The following is a 15,592-nucleotide window of genomic DNA, read 5'->3' on the forward strand; positions in this document are numbered from 1 at the left end:
TCCGGATGCCGGAATCCGAGGGATGACGACGTGAGCGTCACGGCCGCCCCGGCCACCGGCGTCCGCGCCTACGGACAGGTGCTCGGCCTGCCCGGGGCCCGCAGCTTCGTGGCCGCCGGCATCCTCGCGCGCTTCCCGCGCGCGACGCTGTCGCTCGGCATCATCCTGCTCGTGTCGGCCACGACCGGGAGCTTCGCCTCGGCGGGGCTCGTCGTGGCGCCGCTCGTGGGCGGCATGGCCGTGGCCGCACCCCTCTGGTCGTCGCGGATGGACCGGCACGGCCAGGCCCGCGTCATCCTGATCTCGCTCGGATGCCTCGTGCTCGCGGCATCCGGTCTGCTCGCGCTCGTGCTGACGGGCGCGCCGTTCTGGACGTGGCTTGTCGCGGCGTTCGCGACGGGAGCAGCCACCCCTGACCTGACCTCCGCGGTGCGTGCGCGATGGACCGTGCTCGCGCCGGAGTCCCAGCGGACCCCGGCGCTGGCGCTCGAGACGATCGCCGATCAGATGGTGTTCATCGCGGGTCCGCCCGCGATCACGGCGGTGGCCGCCGCCCTGGATCCGGCGGTGGCGATGCTGGGATCGCTCGGGCTCGGAGTGGTCGGCGGCGTATGGCTCGCCGCCCAGCGCGCAACGCAGCCTCCCCCGCAGCCGGGCGGGGCGCGCCGCGGGCTCGTCCTCCCGCCCGCGGGCGTCGTGCCGATCGCCCTGGCCTGCGTCGCGCTCGGCGGCGTCTTCGGGGCGTTCGACGTCAGCCTCGTCGGGTGGGCCGACGTCGGCGACCGTCCCTGGCTCGCCGGGCCCGCCTTCAGCGCCCTCGCGGTGGCCATCGCGATCGGATCGGTCGTGACCGGGGCGCGGACGTGGCGACTGTCCCCCGCCGCGCGGTACATCGGCTTCGCCGCCCTGGCCGCCGTCGTCGCCGCAGGGCTCCCGTTCGCCCAGGGCTCGGTTCCGCTGCTCTTCGGCGTCATCCTGCTGCTCGGTCTCGCGGTGTCGCCGGTGATGGTCTCCGGCATCCTCGTGGCATCCGCCCGCGCCCCCGAGGGCCGCGTGACCGAGACGCTCGCCTACCCGACCGCCGCGATGTCGCTCGGCGTGCCGATCGGCGGCGTGATCGCCGGAGCGGCTCTGGATGCCACGGGGCCCGCGACCGCTCTGATCACCATCGCGGTGTCGCTGGCGCTGGCCGCGGGCATCGCGGCTGCGGGTGAGGCGTTGTTGCGGGTGGCGCGGCGGTGACCACGGGCGCAGCGGCGCTGCACGAGCGAGGTCTTCGAGTCCGTCGAGGGGCCGGGACGCTCGCGCGAGACCCGGCCCTCGAGATCAGATCGCGATCTCCCGGAGCGCTCGCCCCGCCACACTCCGCGGAGTCTCCTCGCCCCCGTGGAGCGCCCACCAGACCACGGACGCATCGACCGCCGCGGCGAGCACGTGCACGCGGACGACGATCGAGAAGTCGTCGGGTCGCGCGTGCGTCCGTTCTGCGGCGAAGAGCGCCGCGGCATCCGTCATCGTCCCGATCGTCGGGGCACCGAGCTGCGCGAGGGACGGGTTCGCACGGATGACGCGAAGCCGGTGGCGCGTGACTTCGATCGACTCGGCGGGGATGGCCGCGCTGGCCTCGAAGGCGCGGCGGATCACCTCCCAGGCCGGGTCTTCCTTCGCGCTCTCGGTCAGAGCGGCCTGAAAGCGCTCGAGCGACTCCTCCAACCCGTCCCAGACGAGAGCGGCCTTGCTCGGGAACAGGCGGAACAGTGACCGCCTGCTCACTCCCGCCGCGGCTGCGACGTCGTCCATCGACACCGCGTCGAACCCCTGCTCATCGAAGAGACGGAGCGCGACGAGGGAGACGCGGCCGGGATCGATCGTGCGCGGTCGCCCCGCGGCACGCTCGTTCGGATGTTCCATGGACACCTTTCGGCACTGAGTGCTAAAACCGGGAGTGGCGCACTCGCGCCCTCACGGAGGAGAAGATCATGACCGCGTCGACCGTCGCACGATTCGCAGACAAGACCATCATCGTCACCGGCGCCGGGTCCGGCATCGGGCGCGCCACGGCGACGCGGATCGCGCACGAAGGCGGCCGCGTCATCGCGACCGACGTCGTCGCCGAGCGGCTGGACGCCCTGCGCGAGGAGCTGAGCAGCCTCGCCGTCGAGACGGTGGTCGGAGACGTCTCGGCACCCGACACCATCGCCGCCCTCATCGAGGCGGCGGGGGATCACGTCGACGGACTGGCGAACGTCGCCGGGATCATGGATGCCTTCCTGCCGCCGAGCGAGGTGGACGACGCCACCTGGGACCGGGTCCTGAGCGTCAACCTGACCGGCCCGATGCGCCTGACGCGCGCCGTGCTCCCCCTCATGATCGCGGCCGGAGGGGGCGCGATCGTCAACGTCGCCTCGGAGGCGGCGCTGCGCGGGTCCGCCGCCGGTGTGGCGTACACCTCGTCGAAGCACGCGATCGCCGGATACACCAAGAGCGTCGCGTTCTTCCACGGACCGCAGGGCATCCGCGCGAACGCCGTCGCCCCGGGAGCGGTCGCGACGAACATCGAGGCTCCGATGGGGAGCGCCTACGCCGCGGGACGCGTCGGCCCTCTCCTGCAGGTCGTCGTCCCGCCCGTCGCCCAGCCCGAACAGCTCGCCGCCGCCATCACCTGGCTGCTGAGCGACGACTCCGCCAACGTCAACGGCGCGCTGCTGCCGAGCGACGGGGGATGGTCGGTGATCTGACGGCCATTCACCGCCGCGCGCTCGGCCGGACGCTCCGGCGAGCTCAAGCGCCTCCGCCGCGCCCGCGAGCGAGGACTCTGAGCTTGTCGAGCGGACGGGAATCCTCTCGGCGGCGATCACGTGACGCGTAGCGTGGTTCTCATGGAGCCCGAGACCGAGGAGCAGCGATCGCGCCTGGCTCACCGGAGCTGGCAGGAACGGTCCCTGCGATCCACCCAGCCGCCGCGGCTCGAGGACGGTCGTCGGCTCATCCGCGTCTTCCCGGAGTGGGTCAGTTGCCTTCCCCTGTGGGAGAGCTGCACCGAGAACTATCCCTTCGAGCGCGACGTCCTGCCGCTCTCGCCCGAGTTGCAGGACGCGCTCGAGGCCTGGAACGAGCACTGGCAGGACCGAGACCTCGACGAGGAGATCCCCGACCGGGATCGATGGGTCGCCGAGGGCGGGGAGCTCGTCGCGCGGCTCCGGGACGAGCTCGGAGACATCGCCGAGGTGCGGGCCGAGTTCGGGGGGTGACGCACGCGTCCCCGTGGTTGAGTGTCCGGAACACCCGGGCGCCTGCCACGGCACGTCCGGGTGTTCTGGACGCTCGGGGCGATAGGAACCGCCGCGCGCGCGAGGCGCGGGGCAGAACGGAGCGGCAGGGCTGGCGGAACCGTCGGACTAGAGGATGACGCCGAACTCGTCCGCCAGGGCGGGCAGCTGCGTGTGCAGCACCTCGGACGCCTCGACCGCGAGCGGGTTCGTCGAGACGCCGTTCTCGTTCACGAGCTTCCCGCCGACGTAGACCTGCGTCAGGTTGCGCAGGCCGCACGCGAGCACGTAGCTGCGCACCGGGTTCCACAGCGGGCCGACGTCGGGCTTGCGCGGATCAACGACCACGAAGTCGGCGAACTTGCCCACCTCGAGGCTGCCGACCCGGTCGTCGACACCCATGATCTCCGCTCCCCCGAGGGTGTGCAGGCGCAGCACGCGCTCGGGCATCATCGACAGCGGGTCGTGGGTGCGGGCGCGCTGCATGAACATGCCCATGCGCATGTTCTGCCACGGGTCCGCGACGTCGGTGCACGCCTGGTCGTCGAGGCCCATGCCGACCTTCATGCCCTGCTCCAGCATCTCGGGCACGTGCGCGATGCCGGACGCCAGACGCCCGTTGGATGCCGGCTGCCACGACATCGATGCGCCGCCCGCGGCGGCATCCGCGATGATCTCCGGCGTCGTCTGGATGAAGTGACCGAACATCATGCCGGGGCGGAGGGCGCCGGCGTTCTTGTACAGCTGGAACTTCGTCTGCTGGTGCTCGATCGCCTCGTACGTCTCGAGGAAGTGCGCCTGGTTGGTGACGCCGAAGCGGTCCATGACGGCGACCTCGATCTCGGCGGCGTCGGGGCGGGTCGACCACTGCACCTGGCCCATGATCGAGGCACCGAGCGCGATGTCGGGGTCCATGGCCAGGACGTGATCGAGGGAGGCCTCGAACCGGGCGAAGATCTCGTCGTCGGTGCCGACGGTCGCGTCGAGCGCGATGGAGTCGACGAAGCGGAGCCCGGCGTCATGGCATCCGTCGGCCTGTCGGGTGTGCCAGGCGTGATCGCGCAGGATGCCGCCGCCGTCGGCGCGCTTGCCCTCGACCATCGGCTCCCACGGCAGGAGCGGGTCGGTGAAGTTGTAGGCGGTCGTCACGCCGTTGGCGAGGAAGTCGAGCGAACCGTGCAGCGTCGCCCAATAGATCTGGTCGGGCGAGGCGTTGTTGAGCACGCTGAACATGGAGGTGCACCAGCCGTACAGCGTCTGGTCGACGCCGAGTCCGCGCGAACCGCTCGTGAAGAGGTGGCTGTGGCTCGAGACGAAGCCGGGGGCGACGAACTTGCCGTCGACGTCGAGGACCTCGTCGGCGGTGAGTCCCGGATCGGGGTCGCCCGCGCCGATCGCGGCGATACGGCCGTCCCGCACCAGCATGTACCCGCGCTCGATGTAGCCGGGGTCGTCGGTGCCCGCGGGGACCGTGATGAGACGTGCGTTCGTGACGAGGAGCGACATGTTGATGACGGTAACAATGGCGTGTTTCCGCGGTGTTCCGGGCCGGTGGCGGGGGTTTTGCAGGGAGCCTCGTCCCACTTATGTCGGTGCATGTCCCAGAAACGGCCGGTGCAGCGCCCCTCAACCCACCACAAGCGGGACAGGGGTGCGCAGCGCAGCGCGAAGGCAGCGCCCCAGCAGAGCCTCGTCCCACTTCTGGCGGTGCGTGTCCCAGAAACGGCCGGTGCAGCGCCCTCAACCCACCACAAGTGGGACGAGGGTCGAGCGGGTCAGGCGAACGCCGCCCGCACCGCCGGTGCGATCTGCGCGAGCACCTCGTCGCGCGCGGGCGTGGACGGGAACACGAGGAACAGGTGCGGCACGCCCTCGCGCCGCACGAATTCGACGGGGGTTCCGGATGCCGCCAACCGCGCGGCGTACTCCTCGGCTTCGTCCGAGAGCGGGTCGACGGCCGCCGCGACGATCACCGCCGGCGCGGAGCCGGCGAGCTCCGGCGCCCGCAGCGGTGCGGCCTCCACGGGAACCTCAGCCGCGCCGCTCCCCGACGTGCCGCCCGGCGCCGCACCGGCCGCATCCGGCCGCGGCAGCGACGCGGCCGGATGCGCCCCGCCGCCGTCATCCTGCAGGTACAGCCCCCAGTACCACTGCATCCCCTTCGCGGTCAGCGGCAGGTTCTCGGTGTGGGCGCGGTAGCTGGGACGGTCGAGATCGGGGGCGTCGAGAACGGGGCACAGCAGCACCTGCACCCGGATGCCGGGAGCGCGGCCGTCCCGCGCACGCAGGGCGAGGGCGGCCGCAAGGTTCCCGCCCGCGCTGTGCCCGGCGACTCCGAGCAGCGCGGGGTCGATCAGCCCCTCCGCTCCGGACGCCGCGAAGCGCAGCGCGCTCTCGATGTCGTCGAGTCCGGCCGGGAAGGGATGCTCGGGCGCCAGTCGATAGTCGACGCTGAGCACCTGCGTCCCGGCGGCGAGCGCCAGCGCGCGGCACAGCGCGTCGTTGTTGTCGAGGTCCCCGGCGACCCATCCCCCGCCGTGAGCGAACACGAGCGTGCCGCGGTGACCGGCGCGTGGCCGGTACAGGCGCAGGGTGAGGCCGTCGGCATCCAGGTCGAACGACTCGAGGTCGTGGTCGTCGGGCAGACGCACCCACGACGGGTTCGCGCGCAACTCGGCGATCCGCGTGGCGTCGTCGCCGTCGGCATCCGTCGCCCCGGACGGGATCGTCCCTGCCTGAGCGGCGAGGCGCGCGAGGTGCGCACGCACGGGCGGATCGGTGATGGCCGGGTGCACGGCGTCGGTCACGGGGGTCCTTCCGGTGGGGTTCGGGATGCCGCTGATCACACGACGCCCCGAGCGTAGACCGCCGGATGCCGCCGTCGCCGCCGTCATGACGAAGCTTCACGCCGCCGAAACATCGGCGCCTCCCCACCCCTCGACGCCTGTTACCGCCGCGAAACAGCGCCGTCTCCGCGGCGTACGGGGCCGGGCGTACCGTGACCGCCAGGGCGACCCGATGCCCGCGGGAGGAACCTCATGTCGCAGCGCGTCATCGTCACGGGAGGCTCGGGCGGCATCGGCGCCGCCATCGTGGCCCGGTTCACCGCCGACGGGGACCGGGTCGCGGTGCTCGATCGCCGCGCCCCGGCCGAGGATGCGGCATCCGCGTTCTTCGCCGTCGACCTGCGGGATCCCCTCGACACGCGACGAGCGGTCGGAGAAGCCGTCGAGGCGCTCGGCGGGATCGACGTGCTCGTGAACTGCGCGGGGGTGTTCCAGCACGCATCGCTGCTCGACATCACCGTCGACGACTGGGATCTCGTCCTCGACATCAACGCCCGAGCGACGCTCGTGACGATGCAGGCCGTCGCCCCCCGGATGCTCGAGGCGCGAGGCGGCACGATCGTCAACATCGCGAGCATGGCCGCCAAACAAGGTGGCGGCGGCGAGGGGCACTACGCCGCCTCGAAGGCGGCGGTCGTCGCCCTCACGCGCGCCGGCGCACAGGAATGGGGATGCCACGGCGTCCGCGTCAACGCCGTGTGCCCCGGCTACGTGCTCACCGACATGGGCGCCGACACGCGTTCGGAGGACGACGTGAGGGCGTGGAGCGCGAAGTCACCGCTCGGCCGACTCGGCGTGCCCGAGGACGTCGCCGGGGTCACGCACTTCCTCGCCTCCCCCGCGGGCGGTTACCTCACGGGGCAGGCGATCAACGTCACCGGCGGGATGATCATGCACTGAGGCGGGGGCGCGGTGAACAGCGGCGTGTGACCGCGCGTGACGGCGGCCCCGCGGCGCGCCGGAGGGCGGTGGTTACGGTGGGGCTCTGGCATCCGTCCCGCCGTTCCCGACCTGGAGAGCACATGTCCGAGTACTTCGACCGCACCGCCGACAAGACCTACACGAAGGTCTACAAGAACGAGACGCCCGACATCCTCGCGGCATTCGCCGCGTTCGATCAGGCGGTCTTCGCTCCCGAGGGGCGCGCGATCCCGCTGAAGTACCGCGAGCTGATCGCCCTCGCCGTCGGCATCACCACGCAGTGCGTCTACTGCATCGACGGGCACTCGCAGAACGCGGTCAAGGCGGGTGCGACCGAGGCCGAGCTGGCCGAGGCCGCCTGGGTCGCCACCGCCATCCGCGCGGGCGGCGGGTACGCGCACGGCCGCCTGGCGTTCAAGCTCGGCGAGGACGCCCGTCCCCACGAGCACTGACGGCTCCTCCCCGTGGACGACGAGACCGGGGCCGGGTCGCCGCAGCCGGGCGGCCCGCAGCCCGACGCCCTCGAGGCGGAGGCGCTGGAGTTCATCCGCGCCCTGATCCGCATCGACAGCGTCAACACCGGCGACCCCGCGACGATCGGCGACGGCGAGACCCGGGCGGCGCGGTTCGTGCAGGCCCAGCTCGAAGACGCCGGGTACGACACGACGCTGGTCGAGCCCGTTCCCGGGCGGGCGAGCGTGATCGCACGCCTGGCCGGGTCGGATCCGGATGCCGGTGCCCTCGTCGCCCACGCGCACCTCGACGTGGTGCCGGTGGATGCCGCCGACTGGACGCATCCGCCGTTCGGCGCCGAGATCCACGACGGCATGCTGTACGGCCGGGGAGCCGTCGACATGAAGGACTTCGCCGGCATGCTGCTGGCGATCGCGCGGACATTCCGGCGCGAGGGGATCGTGCCGCGCCGCGACCTCATCTTCGCGTTCTTCGCCGACGAGGAGGCCGGAGGCGTGTGGGGTGCGCGATGGATCGTGCGGAACCGCCCCGAGCTGTTCGCCGGGGCGACCGAGGCGATCAGCGAGGTGGGCGGGTTCTCGCTGCCACTGCCCGGTGACCGGCGCGCGTACCTCGTCGCCACAGCCGAGAAGGGGGTCTCGACCGCGACCCTCACCGCCCGTGGCCGCGCCGCGCACGGCTCGCGTCCGACCGCCGACAACGCCGTCGTGCGCCTGGCGCAGGCCGTCGCCGCGGTCGGTGCGCACACGTTCCCCGTGGTCCGCACGGCGACGCTCGAACGGTTCGTCGAGACCTGGGAGCGCGCGGGCGGGCGGATCGACGACCTCGGGTTCGCGGCATCCCTCCTCGACGCGGGGCAGCGCAACACCGCGTCGCCCACGGTGCTGACCGCGGGCGGCAAGCCCAACGTCATCCCCGGTTCGGCGAGCGCCGTCCTCGACGTGCGGATCGTCCCCGGGCAGCACGACGCGGTGCGCGCGGCGCTGGCCGCCGTCGTCGGCGACGACGTCGAGGTGACGTGGGCGCGCGACATCGCGGCGATCGAGTCGCCCGTCGACGCACCGCTGGTCGGGGTGCTGCAGCGCGCGATCAGCGCGGAGGATGCCGACGGGGTGGTCGTGCCGTACCTGCTGCCGGCGAGCACCGACAACAAGCACCTGAGCCGGCTCGGCATCCGCGGGTACGGGTTCGTGCCGTTGCGCGTGCCCGCCGATTTCGACGTGTTCGGACAATTCCACGCCGCCGACGAGCGGGTTCCCGTCGAGGCGCTCGCGTTCGGCACGCGGGTGACGGCGCGGATCCTGCGCGAGGCCTGAAACACCGCCCGGGAGCCCGGTCCGCACCGCGAGCCGCGCCGGACTCCGGCGAGGTCGGGTCACCACCGTGGGAAGCCTTCCGGATGCCGGTGTCTCAGCGCGCCTCTCCGGACCGCGGCACCCCGGTCCGCACCGCTAGCGCGCCGCCCTTCTGCCGTCGAGCGCATTACCGCCCGTGACACCGGGTTTCGGCGCGTGGCGGAGCGTTTCGACCCGTGAATCCGCGCCTCGCGGAGCTCTCCGAGGCGGTCGTACCGTGACCCTCACCCACCGACGCCCCCGCGTCGTTCCGGAGTCTCGAGGAGCACGCCATGACCACCACCGCGCCGGCACCCGCCGACCGCACGGCACCGCCTGCCGCGTCGACCGCCGAGGTCGACCTCGGCACGATCGCCGTGGTCCCCACCCGCCACTGGTGGCGCTGGATCTTCAGCGCCCTGCTCTTGTTCGTCGTCGCCCAGTTCGCCTGGAGCCTCGTGACGAACGACCGCTACATGTGGGGCACCTTCGCGCAGTACTTCTTCGCGGAGCCGGTGCTGATCGGCATCGGGTACACGCTCGGGCTCACCGCGATCTCGGCCGTCGTCGGCTTCGCGCTCGGGACCCTGCTGGCCCTCGGCCGCCTGTCGGCCTCCCCTCTGCTGAACGCCGTCGCGTGGGGCTACATCTGGTTCTTCCGGTCGGTGCCGCTCGTGGTGCAGATCATCGTCTGGTACAACCTCGGCTACCTCTACCCGACGCTCGGCCTCGGCACCCCGTTCACGACCGACTTCTGGATCGTCGAGTTCCCCACCGTGCAGCTCGTGAGCGCCTTCGCCGCGGCGATCCTCGGCCTGGGCCTTCACCAGGCGGCGTACTCCGCCGAGATCATCCGCGGAGGGCTCGTCTCGGTCGACCCGGGCCAGCACGAAGCGGCTGCGGCCCTCGGGATCCCGGCATCCCGTCGCCTGTTCCGCATCATCCTCCCGCAGGCGATGCGCTCGATCGTGCCGAACGCCACGAACGAGGTGATCGGGCTCGTGAAGGGCGCGTCGGTGGTGTTCGTCATCGCGATCCCCGAGCTGTTCTACGCCGTGCAGGTCATCTACAACCGCAACAGTCGCGTGATCCCGCTGCTGCTGGTCGCGGTGGTCTGGTACACGCTCATCACCACGATCCTCAGCGTCGCGCAGTACTACATCGAGCGGCACTACGCCCGCGGTTCGGCCCGCGCTCTTCCGCCGACGCCGGTGCAGCGCACCCGCCGCTGGGTCAGCGCGCAATGGGCACGGCTCGGCGACGCCCCTCCCGGCGGAACGGATGCCGACGGCCCCGCCGCCGCGAAGGGGGTGCGCGCATGAGCGCCATCGCCCCCACTCGCGGACTCGTCGAGGTCCGCAACGTCCACAAGGCGTTCCACGGCACCGAGGTGCTGAAAGGCATCGACCTGACGGTGCACCCCGGCGAAGTCGTGGCGCTGCTCGGCCCGAGCGGCTCGGGGAAGTCGACGCTGCTGCGCACGATCAACCACCTCGAGACCGTGGATGCCGGCTCGGTCACCGTCGACGGGGAATTCATCGGCTACGAGCTCCGCCACGGCAGACTGCACGAACTGCGCGAGCGCGAGGTGCTGCGACGTCGCACCCAGGTGGGCATCGTCTTCCAGAACTTCCACCTGTTCCCGCACCTGACCGCGCTCGAGAACGTCACCGAAGCACCCCTGGCCCTGAGACGCCTCGGCAGGGATGACGCCGCCGAGCTCGCGCGCGGATTGCTCGACCGCGTCGGGCTCGCGCACAAGGCCGACGCCTACCCGCGGCAGCTGTCGGGCGGCCAGCAGCAGCGCGTCGCGATCGCCCGCGCCCTGGCACTGCAACCGAAGGTGCTGCTGTTCGACGAACCGACGAGCGCCCTCGACCCGGAGCTCGTGGGCGAGGTGCTCGACGTCATCCGCGACCTGGCGAAGCTCGGGACGACGCTGGTCATCGTCACGCACGAGATCGGCTTCGCCCGCGAGGTCGCCGACCGCGTGGTGTTCCTCGACCAGGGGCGCATCGTCGAGCAGGGCACGCCCGACGACGTGCTCGTGCGCCCGCAGCACCCGCGCACGCGCGAGTTCCTCGCGAAGGTGCTCGGTTGACGCGCACCCCCGACACAGGTCTTCGAGCCCGTCGAAGGGACCGGGACCGGCGAAGCGCCCGGTGCAACCCAGGTCCCTGAGCCCGTCGAAGGGACCGACACCCACGATGCGCCCGGTGGCTTCGACAGGCTCAGCCACCTCCGACCCCGCGCCGCGACCCCGCGCCGCGGCACCCCACCCTCACAAGGAGACACACATCATGGCCCTCAGCAAGAAACAGGGGATCGCCCTCGGCGTGATCGCCGCCGCCCTCGTCGCCGTCGTCGGCGTGGGCGTCACGATCGGCCTCACCCGCCCCGTCGAGGCGGAGGCCGCGGCCGCCCCCACGGCCACCGCCGGCGCGAACCCCGTCACGGGCGACATCCCCCGCATCACGGGCACGGCCGTGCCCGAGGCCGTCGCCGCCCTGAAGGCGAGCGGCTTCACCCCGATCGAACCCGGCAAACTCACCGTGGCGGTCGGCGCCTTCGTCCCGCCGCTCAGCTACCAGCCCGAGGGCACGACAGCCGCGACCGATGTCGCCGGCACGGAGCCGAACATCGGTGAGCTCATCGCCGAGGGTCTCGGCCTGGAGTACAACCCGGTCGTGGTCGCGTGGGCCGACTGGCCGCTCGGCATCCAATCGGGTAAGTACGACCTGATCACCGCGAACGTCACCGTCACCGACGAGCGAAAGGAGCTGTACGACTTCGCCAGCTACCGCCAGGACCTGCTCGGCTTCTACGTGCGCTCCGACAGCGCGATCTCGAAGATCGAGGAGGCCGATGACATCTCGGGCCTGAAGATCGTCGTGGGCTCCGGCACCAACCAGGAGAAGGTGCTGCTGAAGTGGAACGAAGAGCTGACCGCCGCGGGCAAGGCCCCCGCCGAGCTGAACTACTACGACGACACCGCCGCCGCGACCCTCGCGCTGCAGTCGGGCCGCGTCGACGCCACCTTCGGCCCGAACGCGACCGCCGCCTGGGCCGCGCGCGAGACCGGCCAGACGAAGCTCGTCGGCATCATCCCCGGCGGCTGGCCGCTCGCGGCCGACATCGCCGCGGCGACGAAGAAGGGCAACGGCCTCATCGAGCCGGTCGGCATCGTGCTGAACGCCTACATCGCCGACGGCACCTACGCGAAGGTGCTCGACGCCTGGGGCCTGACGTCGGAGGGCGTCGACGAGAGCGAGATCAACCCTCCCGGACTCCCGAAGTCCTGACCCTCCGGCGGGGCCCGGTCGTCCGCGACCGGGCCCCGCTGCCTGTCCTGCGAGAAGAATGGATTCCATGACCCCCACGCCCCCATCGACCGTGACGATCCGTCTCGTCGAAGCGCACGAGTACGCCGAGGCCGGTCGCGTCACCGCCGACGCCTACCGTCACAGCTACGACGGCCTGTCCGAGGCGTATCTCGACTCGCTCGCCGACGTCGCAGGCCGCGTCTCGCAGGGCGAGGTCTGGGTCGCGGTGGACGGCGGCGAGATCCTGGGCACGGTGTGGACGCCCCGACCCGGCGAGCGCCTGTCACCGCTCGCCGAGGACGGCGAACTCGATTTCCGTCAGCTGGCCGTGGCACCGTCGGCGCGCGGTCGTGGCATCGGGGAGCTGCTCACGCGGCACGTGCTGGCGATCGCGCGCGAGCGCGGGGCGGCGCGCGTCGTCATGAACAGCGGGCCCGAGATGCTCGGCGCCCACGCGCTCTACGGCAAGCTGGGGTTCCGCCGGCTCACGGAACGCGAGAACCCCGTCGAGGTGGAACCGGGGCGTTTCCTCGACCTGAAGGCCTTCGGATACGACCTCTGAGACGTTCCGGATCCGCTCAGCGTGGCGACCACGTGACGGCGAGCACCGTGACGTCGTCGTCCTGCTCCTGGGCGCCGGCGCGGGTGATGAGGTCGTCCACGAGGGCGTCGATGTCGTGGTGCGCGGCGACCAGGGCGGCGTAGCGGTCGATCGAGTCGAGGGAGCCCCCGAACAGGTCGAGCACTCCGTCGCTCACGCTGACGAGGCTGTCGCCGGGATGCAGAGCCGCGTCGAAGCTGGACCAGCTGGTGCCGACACCGACGGGCAGGTGACCGGACCGGAGGAACTCGACAGCGCCGTCACTGCGCCGCAGCACGGTCAGACCGTGACCGGCGTCGACCCACCGGATCGTGCCGTCGGGGGCGATGCGCGCATGGAAGCACGTGCTGAACTGCGCGCCGACCATATCGGTCGGCCCTGTGCTCAGGCCGACCGCCGTCCGTTCGAAGGCCACGGCCGGATCCGCATCGTCGCGACCGCTGCGGATGACCGTGCGCACCGCGGCGGCGATCATGCCGGCGCCCGCGCCCTTGCCCATCACATCGCCGAGGGTGACGGCCGCGCCCCCGTCGGGCGTCGGATACCAGTCGAAGAAGTCGCCGCCCACCGTTCGAGCCGGAACGCACGCACCCGCGACCCGGAACGCGTCCGGCAGATCCGAGCCGTCGGCGGGTTGGAGCGAGCGCTGCACGAAAGCGGCTTCCGACACCTCCGCCTCGGCGAGCCGTCGACGGTGCTGCGAAAGCGAGAGCTTGAGCAGGGACCGACGCGACAACTCGTTCACCACCCCGCCGACCGCGGCGTACACGAGCATCGCGATGGAGAGGCGGACGAGCTCGCTGGGTGTCAGGCCGCGCTCCGAAGAGAGCAGCAGCGGCAGCAGGAGCGCCGCGCAGACCCCGAGCAGCGGGACGAGGATCCGCCACCGGCCGCGTCCGGCTGCGATCCAGATGACCGGGAGCACGACGATGACGAAGAAGACCGATTGGCTGTCGCCGGTGCCGTACCGCAGCAACCCGATCGCGAGGAAGTCACCGAGCGGGACCACGATCTCGGCCCGGCGAAGGGCGGGCCATCGCGCCATGAGCAGCGTCACCACGACCAGGGCGAGTGCCACACCCACGCCCTGCCACATGCGCGCGGCATCGGTGACGAGCAGCCAGGGGATCGCCCCGCTCGCGACGCCCGCCACCACGACCAGAGCCGCCACGACGGCTTGCTTCGCGAGAGGTTCCCACGAGGTCTGCACGGCGGGCAGAAGCCTCGCCCCCGCGCTCAACGGCCGGACACGGGTGCGCGGAAGCTCCTGGGTCACCCTCCCAGTCAACAGCGGATGCCGGGATGGCGGCCGATCTGGTCCGGAACCGCACAGAATTCGGCCGCGTCGCGCAAGCGTCGGGTGCCCCGCGCTCGGTCAGCGCAGCGGCTTGGCGAAGCACCTCGACGACGGGAACCGCTGGTACGGCGGGAAGACCTCGACCGCCCGGTACCCGATGCTCTCGTAGAGCGCGATCGCCTCGGGCTGACGATCGCCGGTCTGCAGGATCAGTCTGTCGGCGCCGCGCCCGCGCGCCAGGCGCTCCAGCTCCGCCATCAGCGCGCGACTGGCGCCCCGGCCCCGCGCCCTCGGGTCGACGTACACCCGCTTGACCTCCAGCTCGTCGCCGAGGGCACGAAGCGCCGCATGCCCGACGGGCTCCCCCGACGCGTCGATCACCAGCACCGCGTCGACGATGCTCGCGGGATCGACCGCGAAGTCCTCGGCGAGAAGCGCGGCGACCTCGGCATCGAAGGCGGCGAAGACCTCGGCATAGCGTGGGGAGACCTCGGCATCCATCGCCTCGCGCAGCGCGACCGCGCGGCGGTCGTCCCAGTCGACGCTCTCGAGGACCCATGTCGCGTGCGAAGCCGTCATCTGGTCAGTATCGCCTTCGTCCCGGAGGACGGAACGAGACGGCGAAACGACCGGTAACACGCCTCTCAGCGTCGCTCGGGACACGAAATGGCAGCCCTCCTCGCGGCTCCGGGTTGCGCGTGATGACCGACGAGTTGCACCGCGCCCGCGACCGGCGCAGAGTGTCCCGGTGACCTCCGCCTCGACCCTGCCTCTCCCCCACGCCGACGCCACCGTCCTCGACAACGCCGCGTGGCATTCGCTCGCCGGCCCGCACGCCTCGTTCGCGATCGGGGGCGACCTCGCGCGGCGCTATCCGGCCGACGTCGCACCCTTCGTCGCCGTGCGCTCGTGGGACGAGCCCGGGGTGTGGGACGCCCTGCACGAGCTCGTCGGACCCGGCGCCGAGGTCGGCCTGTCGGGCTACGAGGGCGAGCTCCCGGCGGGCTGGGAGTACCTCGGCGGCGGCGAGGGCGTGCAGCTCGTCGAGACCGACGCCCTGCACACGCGCCCTTTCGAGGAGGCGATCGAGCTCGGGGCCGATGACGCCGCCGACATGATCGCGCTCGTCGAGCGCAACCAGCCGGGCCCGTTCCGACCCCGCACGTACGAGCTCGGCCGGTACATCGGCATCCGTCGGGAGGGTCGTCTCGTCGCCATGGCGGGCGAGCGTCTGCATCCCGCCGGCTGGACCGAGATCAGTGCGGTGGCGGTGGATGCCGACCACCGGCGCCAGGGGTTCGCCTCGCGCCTCGTGCTCGACGTCGCCTTCCACATCCAGCAGCGCGGCGATCGCGCGATGATGCACGCCGCCGCGACGAACGTCAACGCGATCGCCGCGTACGAGAAGCTCGGCTTCGCGCTGCGGCGGCGCAACCGCTTCGCGGCGGTGCGTACGCCGGCGTAGACCGCCCCACGCGGCGGATCCCGCCTGGGGAATCACCCGTTGGAGCGGTCGAATCGCCCGCC

At 71.9% G+C, this 15,592-nt stretch carries 16 protein-coding genes; 11 read left to right on the forward strand and 5 right to left on the reverse strand.

Annotation, left to right across the window (positions count from 1 at the left end; translation table 11 throughout):
• Positions 1-30 precede the first annotated feature (30 nt).
• Positions 31-1,242, forward strand: coding sequence for an MFS transporter (locus AB0N82_RS02475; RefSeq protein WP_363387683.1), 1,212 nt, complete (start codon positions 31-33; stop codon positions 1,240-1,242).
• An 84-nt stretch (positions 1,243-1,326) separates the two neighbouring features.
• Here the strand turns inward: AB0N82_RS02475 and AB0N82_RS02480 are convergent, their stop codons facing one another.
• Positions 1,327-1,911 carry a TetR family transcriptional regulator gene (locus tag AB0N82_RS02480; protein WP_363387686.1) on the reverse strand — a complete coding sequence of 195 codons (585 nt, stop codon included), beginning with the start codon at positions 1,909-1,911 and terminating at the stop codon, positions 1,327-1,329.
• A 68-nt stretch (positions 1,912-1,979) separates the two neighbouring features.
• Here AB0N82_RS02480 and AB0N82_RS02485 point away from each other — a divergent pair, with 68 nt between their 5' ends.
• Positions 1,980-2,738 (forward strand): SDR family NAD(P)-dependent oxidoreductase, encoded by a 759-nt coding sequence (locus tag AB0N82_RS02485; protein ID WP_363387689.1) that lies wholly within the window; start codon positions 1,980-1,982, stop codon positions 2,736-2,738.
• A 141-nt stretch (positions 2,739-2,879) separates the two neighbouring features.
• Complete coding sequence (locus AB0N82_RS02490; protein ID WP_363387692.1) at positions 2,880-3,251, forward strand: hypothetical protein; 372 nt, start codon at positions 2,880-2,882, stop codon at positions 3,249-3,251.
• A 147-nt stretch (positions 3,252-3,398) separates the two neighbouring features.
• On the opposite strand, the gene AB0N82_RS02495 is transcribed toward AB0N82_RS02490, so the two are convergent.
• Both AB0N82_RS02495 and AB0N82_RS02500 read right to left on the reverse strand, forming a co-directional pair.
• Positions 3,399-4,775: an amidohydrolase family protein gene (locus tag AB0N82_RS02495; protein WP_363387695.1), complete on the reverse strand. Its 1,377-nt coding sequence runs from the start codon at positions 4,773-4,775 to the stop codon at positions 3,399-3,401.
• A gap of 269 nt (positions 4,776-5,044) precedes the next feature.
• Entirely contained in the window at positions 5,045-6,076 is a 1,032-nt protein-coding gene (locus AB0N82_RS02500) for an alpha/beta hydrolase (RefSeq protein WP_363387697.1), read from the reverse strand.
• Positions 6,077-6,307: 231 nt separating this feature from the next.
• On the opposite strand from AB0N82_RS02500, the gene AB0N82_RS02505 reads away from it, so the two are divergent.
• The 7 genes from AB0N82_RS02505 to AB0N82_RS02535 all read left to right on the forward strand — a co-directional run bounded on the left by AB0N82_RS02505 (position 6,308) and on the right by AB0N82_RS02535 (position 12,729).
• The gene (locus tag AB0N82_RS02505; protein ID WP_363387699.1) at positions 6,308-7,015 is read left to right on the forward strand and encodes an SDR family oxidoreductase; all 708 of its coding nucleotides are present in this window, start codon (positions 6,308-6,310) and stop codon (positions 7,013-7,015) included.
• Between the two features lie 122 nt (positions 7,016-7,137).
• Positions 7,138-7,488: a carboxymuconolactone decarboxylase family protein gene (locus AB0N82_RS02510; protein ID WP_363387702.1), complete on the forward strand. Its 351-nt coding sequence runs from the start codon at positions 7,138-7,140 to the stop codon at positions 7,486-7,488.
• Between the two features lie 12 nt (positions 7,489-7,500).
• Positions 7,501-8,826, forward strand: a complete 1,326-nt coding sequence (locus tag AB0N82_RS02515) for a M20/M25/M40 family metallo-hydrolase (protein ID WP_363387705.1) — start codon at positions 7,501-7,503, stop codon at positions 8,824-8,826.
• 311 nt (positions 8,827-9,137) lie between these two features.
• Positions 9,138-10,166, forward strand: coding sequence for an amino acid ABC transporter permease (locus AB0N82_RS02520; RefSeq protein ID WP_363387708.1), 1,029 nt, complete (start codon positions 9,138-9,140; stop codon positions 10,164-10,166).
• Entirely contained in the window at positions 10,163-10,945 is a 783-nt protein-coding gene (locus tag AB0N82_RS02525; protein ID WP_363387711.1) for an amino acid ABC transporter ATP-binding protein, read from the forward strand. The genes AB0N82_RS02520 and AB0N82_RS02525 overlap by 4 nt, the downstream gene beginning before the upstream one ends.
• A 199-nt stretch (positions 10,946-11,144) precedes the next feature.
• Positions 11,145-12,146, forward strand: coding sequence for an ABC transporter substrate-binding protein (locus tag AB0N82_RS02530; RefSeq protein ID WP_363387714.1), 1,002 nt, complete (start codon positions 11,145-11,147; stop codon positions 12,144-12,146).
• A gap of 67 nt (positions 12,147-12,213) precedes the next feature.
• Entirely contained in the window at positions 12,214-12,729 is a 516-nt protein-coding gene (locus AB0N82_RS02535) for a GNAT family N-acetyltransferase (protein WP_363387718.1), read from the forward strand.
• A gap of 16 nt (positions 12,730-12,745) precedes the next feature.
• Here the strand turns inward: AB0N82_RS02535 and AB0N82_RS02540 are convergent, their stop codons facing one another.
• Both AB0N82_RS02540 and AB0N82_RS02545 read right to left on the reverse strand, forming a co-directional pair.
• Complete coding sequence (locus AB0N82_RS02540; RefSeq protein ID WP_363387726.1) at positions 12,746-14,044, reverse strand: SpoIIE family protein phosphatase; 1,299 nt, start codon at positions 14,042-14,044, stop codon at positions 12,746-12,748.
• Positions 14,045-14,143: 99 nt separating this feature from the next.
• Positions 14,144-14,644: a GNAT family N-acetyltransferase gene (locus tag AB0N82_RS02545; protein WP_315993884.1), complete on the reverse strand. Its 501-nt coding sequence runs from the start codon at positions 14,642-14,644 to the stop codon at positions 14,144-14,146.
• A gap of 169 nt (positions 14,645-14,813) precedes the next feature.
• Between AB0N82_RS02545 and AB0N82_RS02550 the strand changes: the two genes are divergently transcribed.
• On the forward strand, positions 14,814-15,530 hold the full coding sequence (locus AB0N82_RS02550; protein ID WP_315993885.1) for a GNAT family N-acetyltransferase: 717 nt from the start codon (positions 14,814-14,816) through the stop codon (positions 15,528-15,530).
• Positions 15,531-15,592 lie beyond the last annotated feature (62 nt).

It is taken from the genome of Microbacterium sp. NPDC089186, assembly GCF_040685115.1.
Lineage (GTDB): Bacteria > Actinomycetota > Actinomycetes > Actinomycetales > Microbacteriaceae > Microbacterium > Microbacterium galbum.

Bases quoted from the DNA above. Each gene is read 5' to 3' on its own strand.
- AB0N82_RS02480 (WP_363387686.1), bottom strand. From the start codon at position 1,911: ATGGAACATCCGAACGAGCGTGCCGCGGGGCGACCGCGCACGATCGAT.
- AB0N82_RS02485 (WP_363387689.1), top strand. From the start codon at position 1,980: ATGACCGCGTCGACCGTCGCACGATTCGCAGACAAGACCATCATCGTC.
- AB0N82_RS02490 (WP_363387692.1), top strand. From the start codon at position 2,880: ATGGAGCCCGAGACCGAGGAGCAGCGATCGCGCCTGGCTCACCGGAGC.
- AB0N82_RS02495 (WP_363387695.1), bottom strand. From the start codon at position 4,775: ATGTCGCTCCTCGTCACGAACGCACGTCTCATCACGGTCCCCGCGGGC.
- AB0N82_RS02505 (WP_363387699.1), top strand. From the start codon at position 6,308: ATGTCGCAGCGCGTCATCGTCACGGGAGGCTCGGGCGGCATCGGCGCC.
- AB0N82_RS02510 (WP_363387702.1), top strand. From the start codon at position 7,138: ATGTCCGAGTACTTCGACCGCACCGCCGACAAGACCTACACGAAGGTC.
- AB0N82_RS02520 (WP_363387708.1), top strand. From the start codon at position 9,138: ATGACCACCACCGCGCCGGCACCCGCCGACCGCACGGCACCGCCTGCC.
- AB0N82_RS02525 (WP_363387711.1), top strand. From the start codon at position 10,163: ATGAGCGCCATCGCCCCCACTCGCGGACTCGTCGAGGTCCGCAACGTC.
- AB0N82_RS02530 (WP_363387714.1), top strand. From the start codon at position 11,145: ATGGCCCTCAGCAAGAAACAGGGGATCGCCCTCGGCGTGATCGCCGCC.
- AB0N82_RS02535 (WP_363387718.1), top strand. From the start codon at position 12,214: ATGACCCCCACGCCCCCATCGACCGTGACGATCCGTCTCGTCGAAGCG.
- AB0N82_RS02545 (WP_315993884.1), bottom strand. From the start codon at position 14,644: ATGACGGCTTCGCACGCGACATGGGTCCTCGAGAGCGTCGACTGGGAC.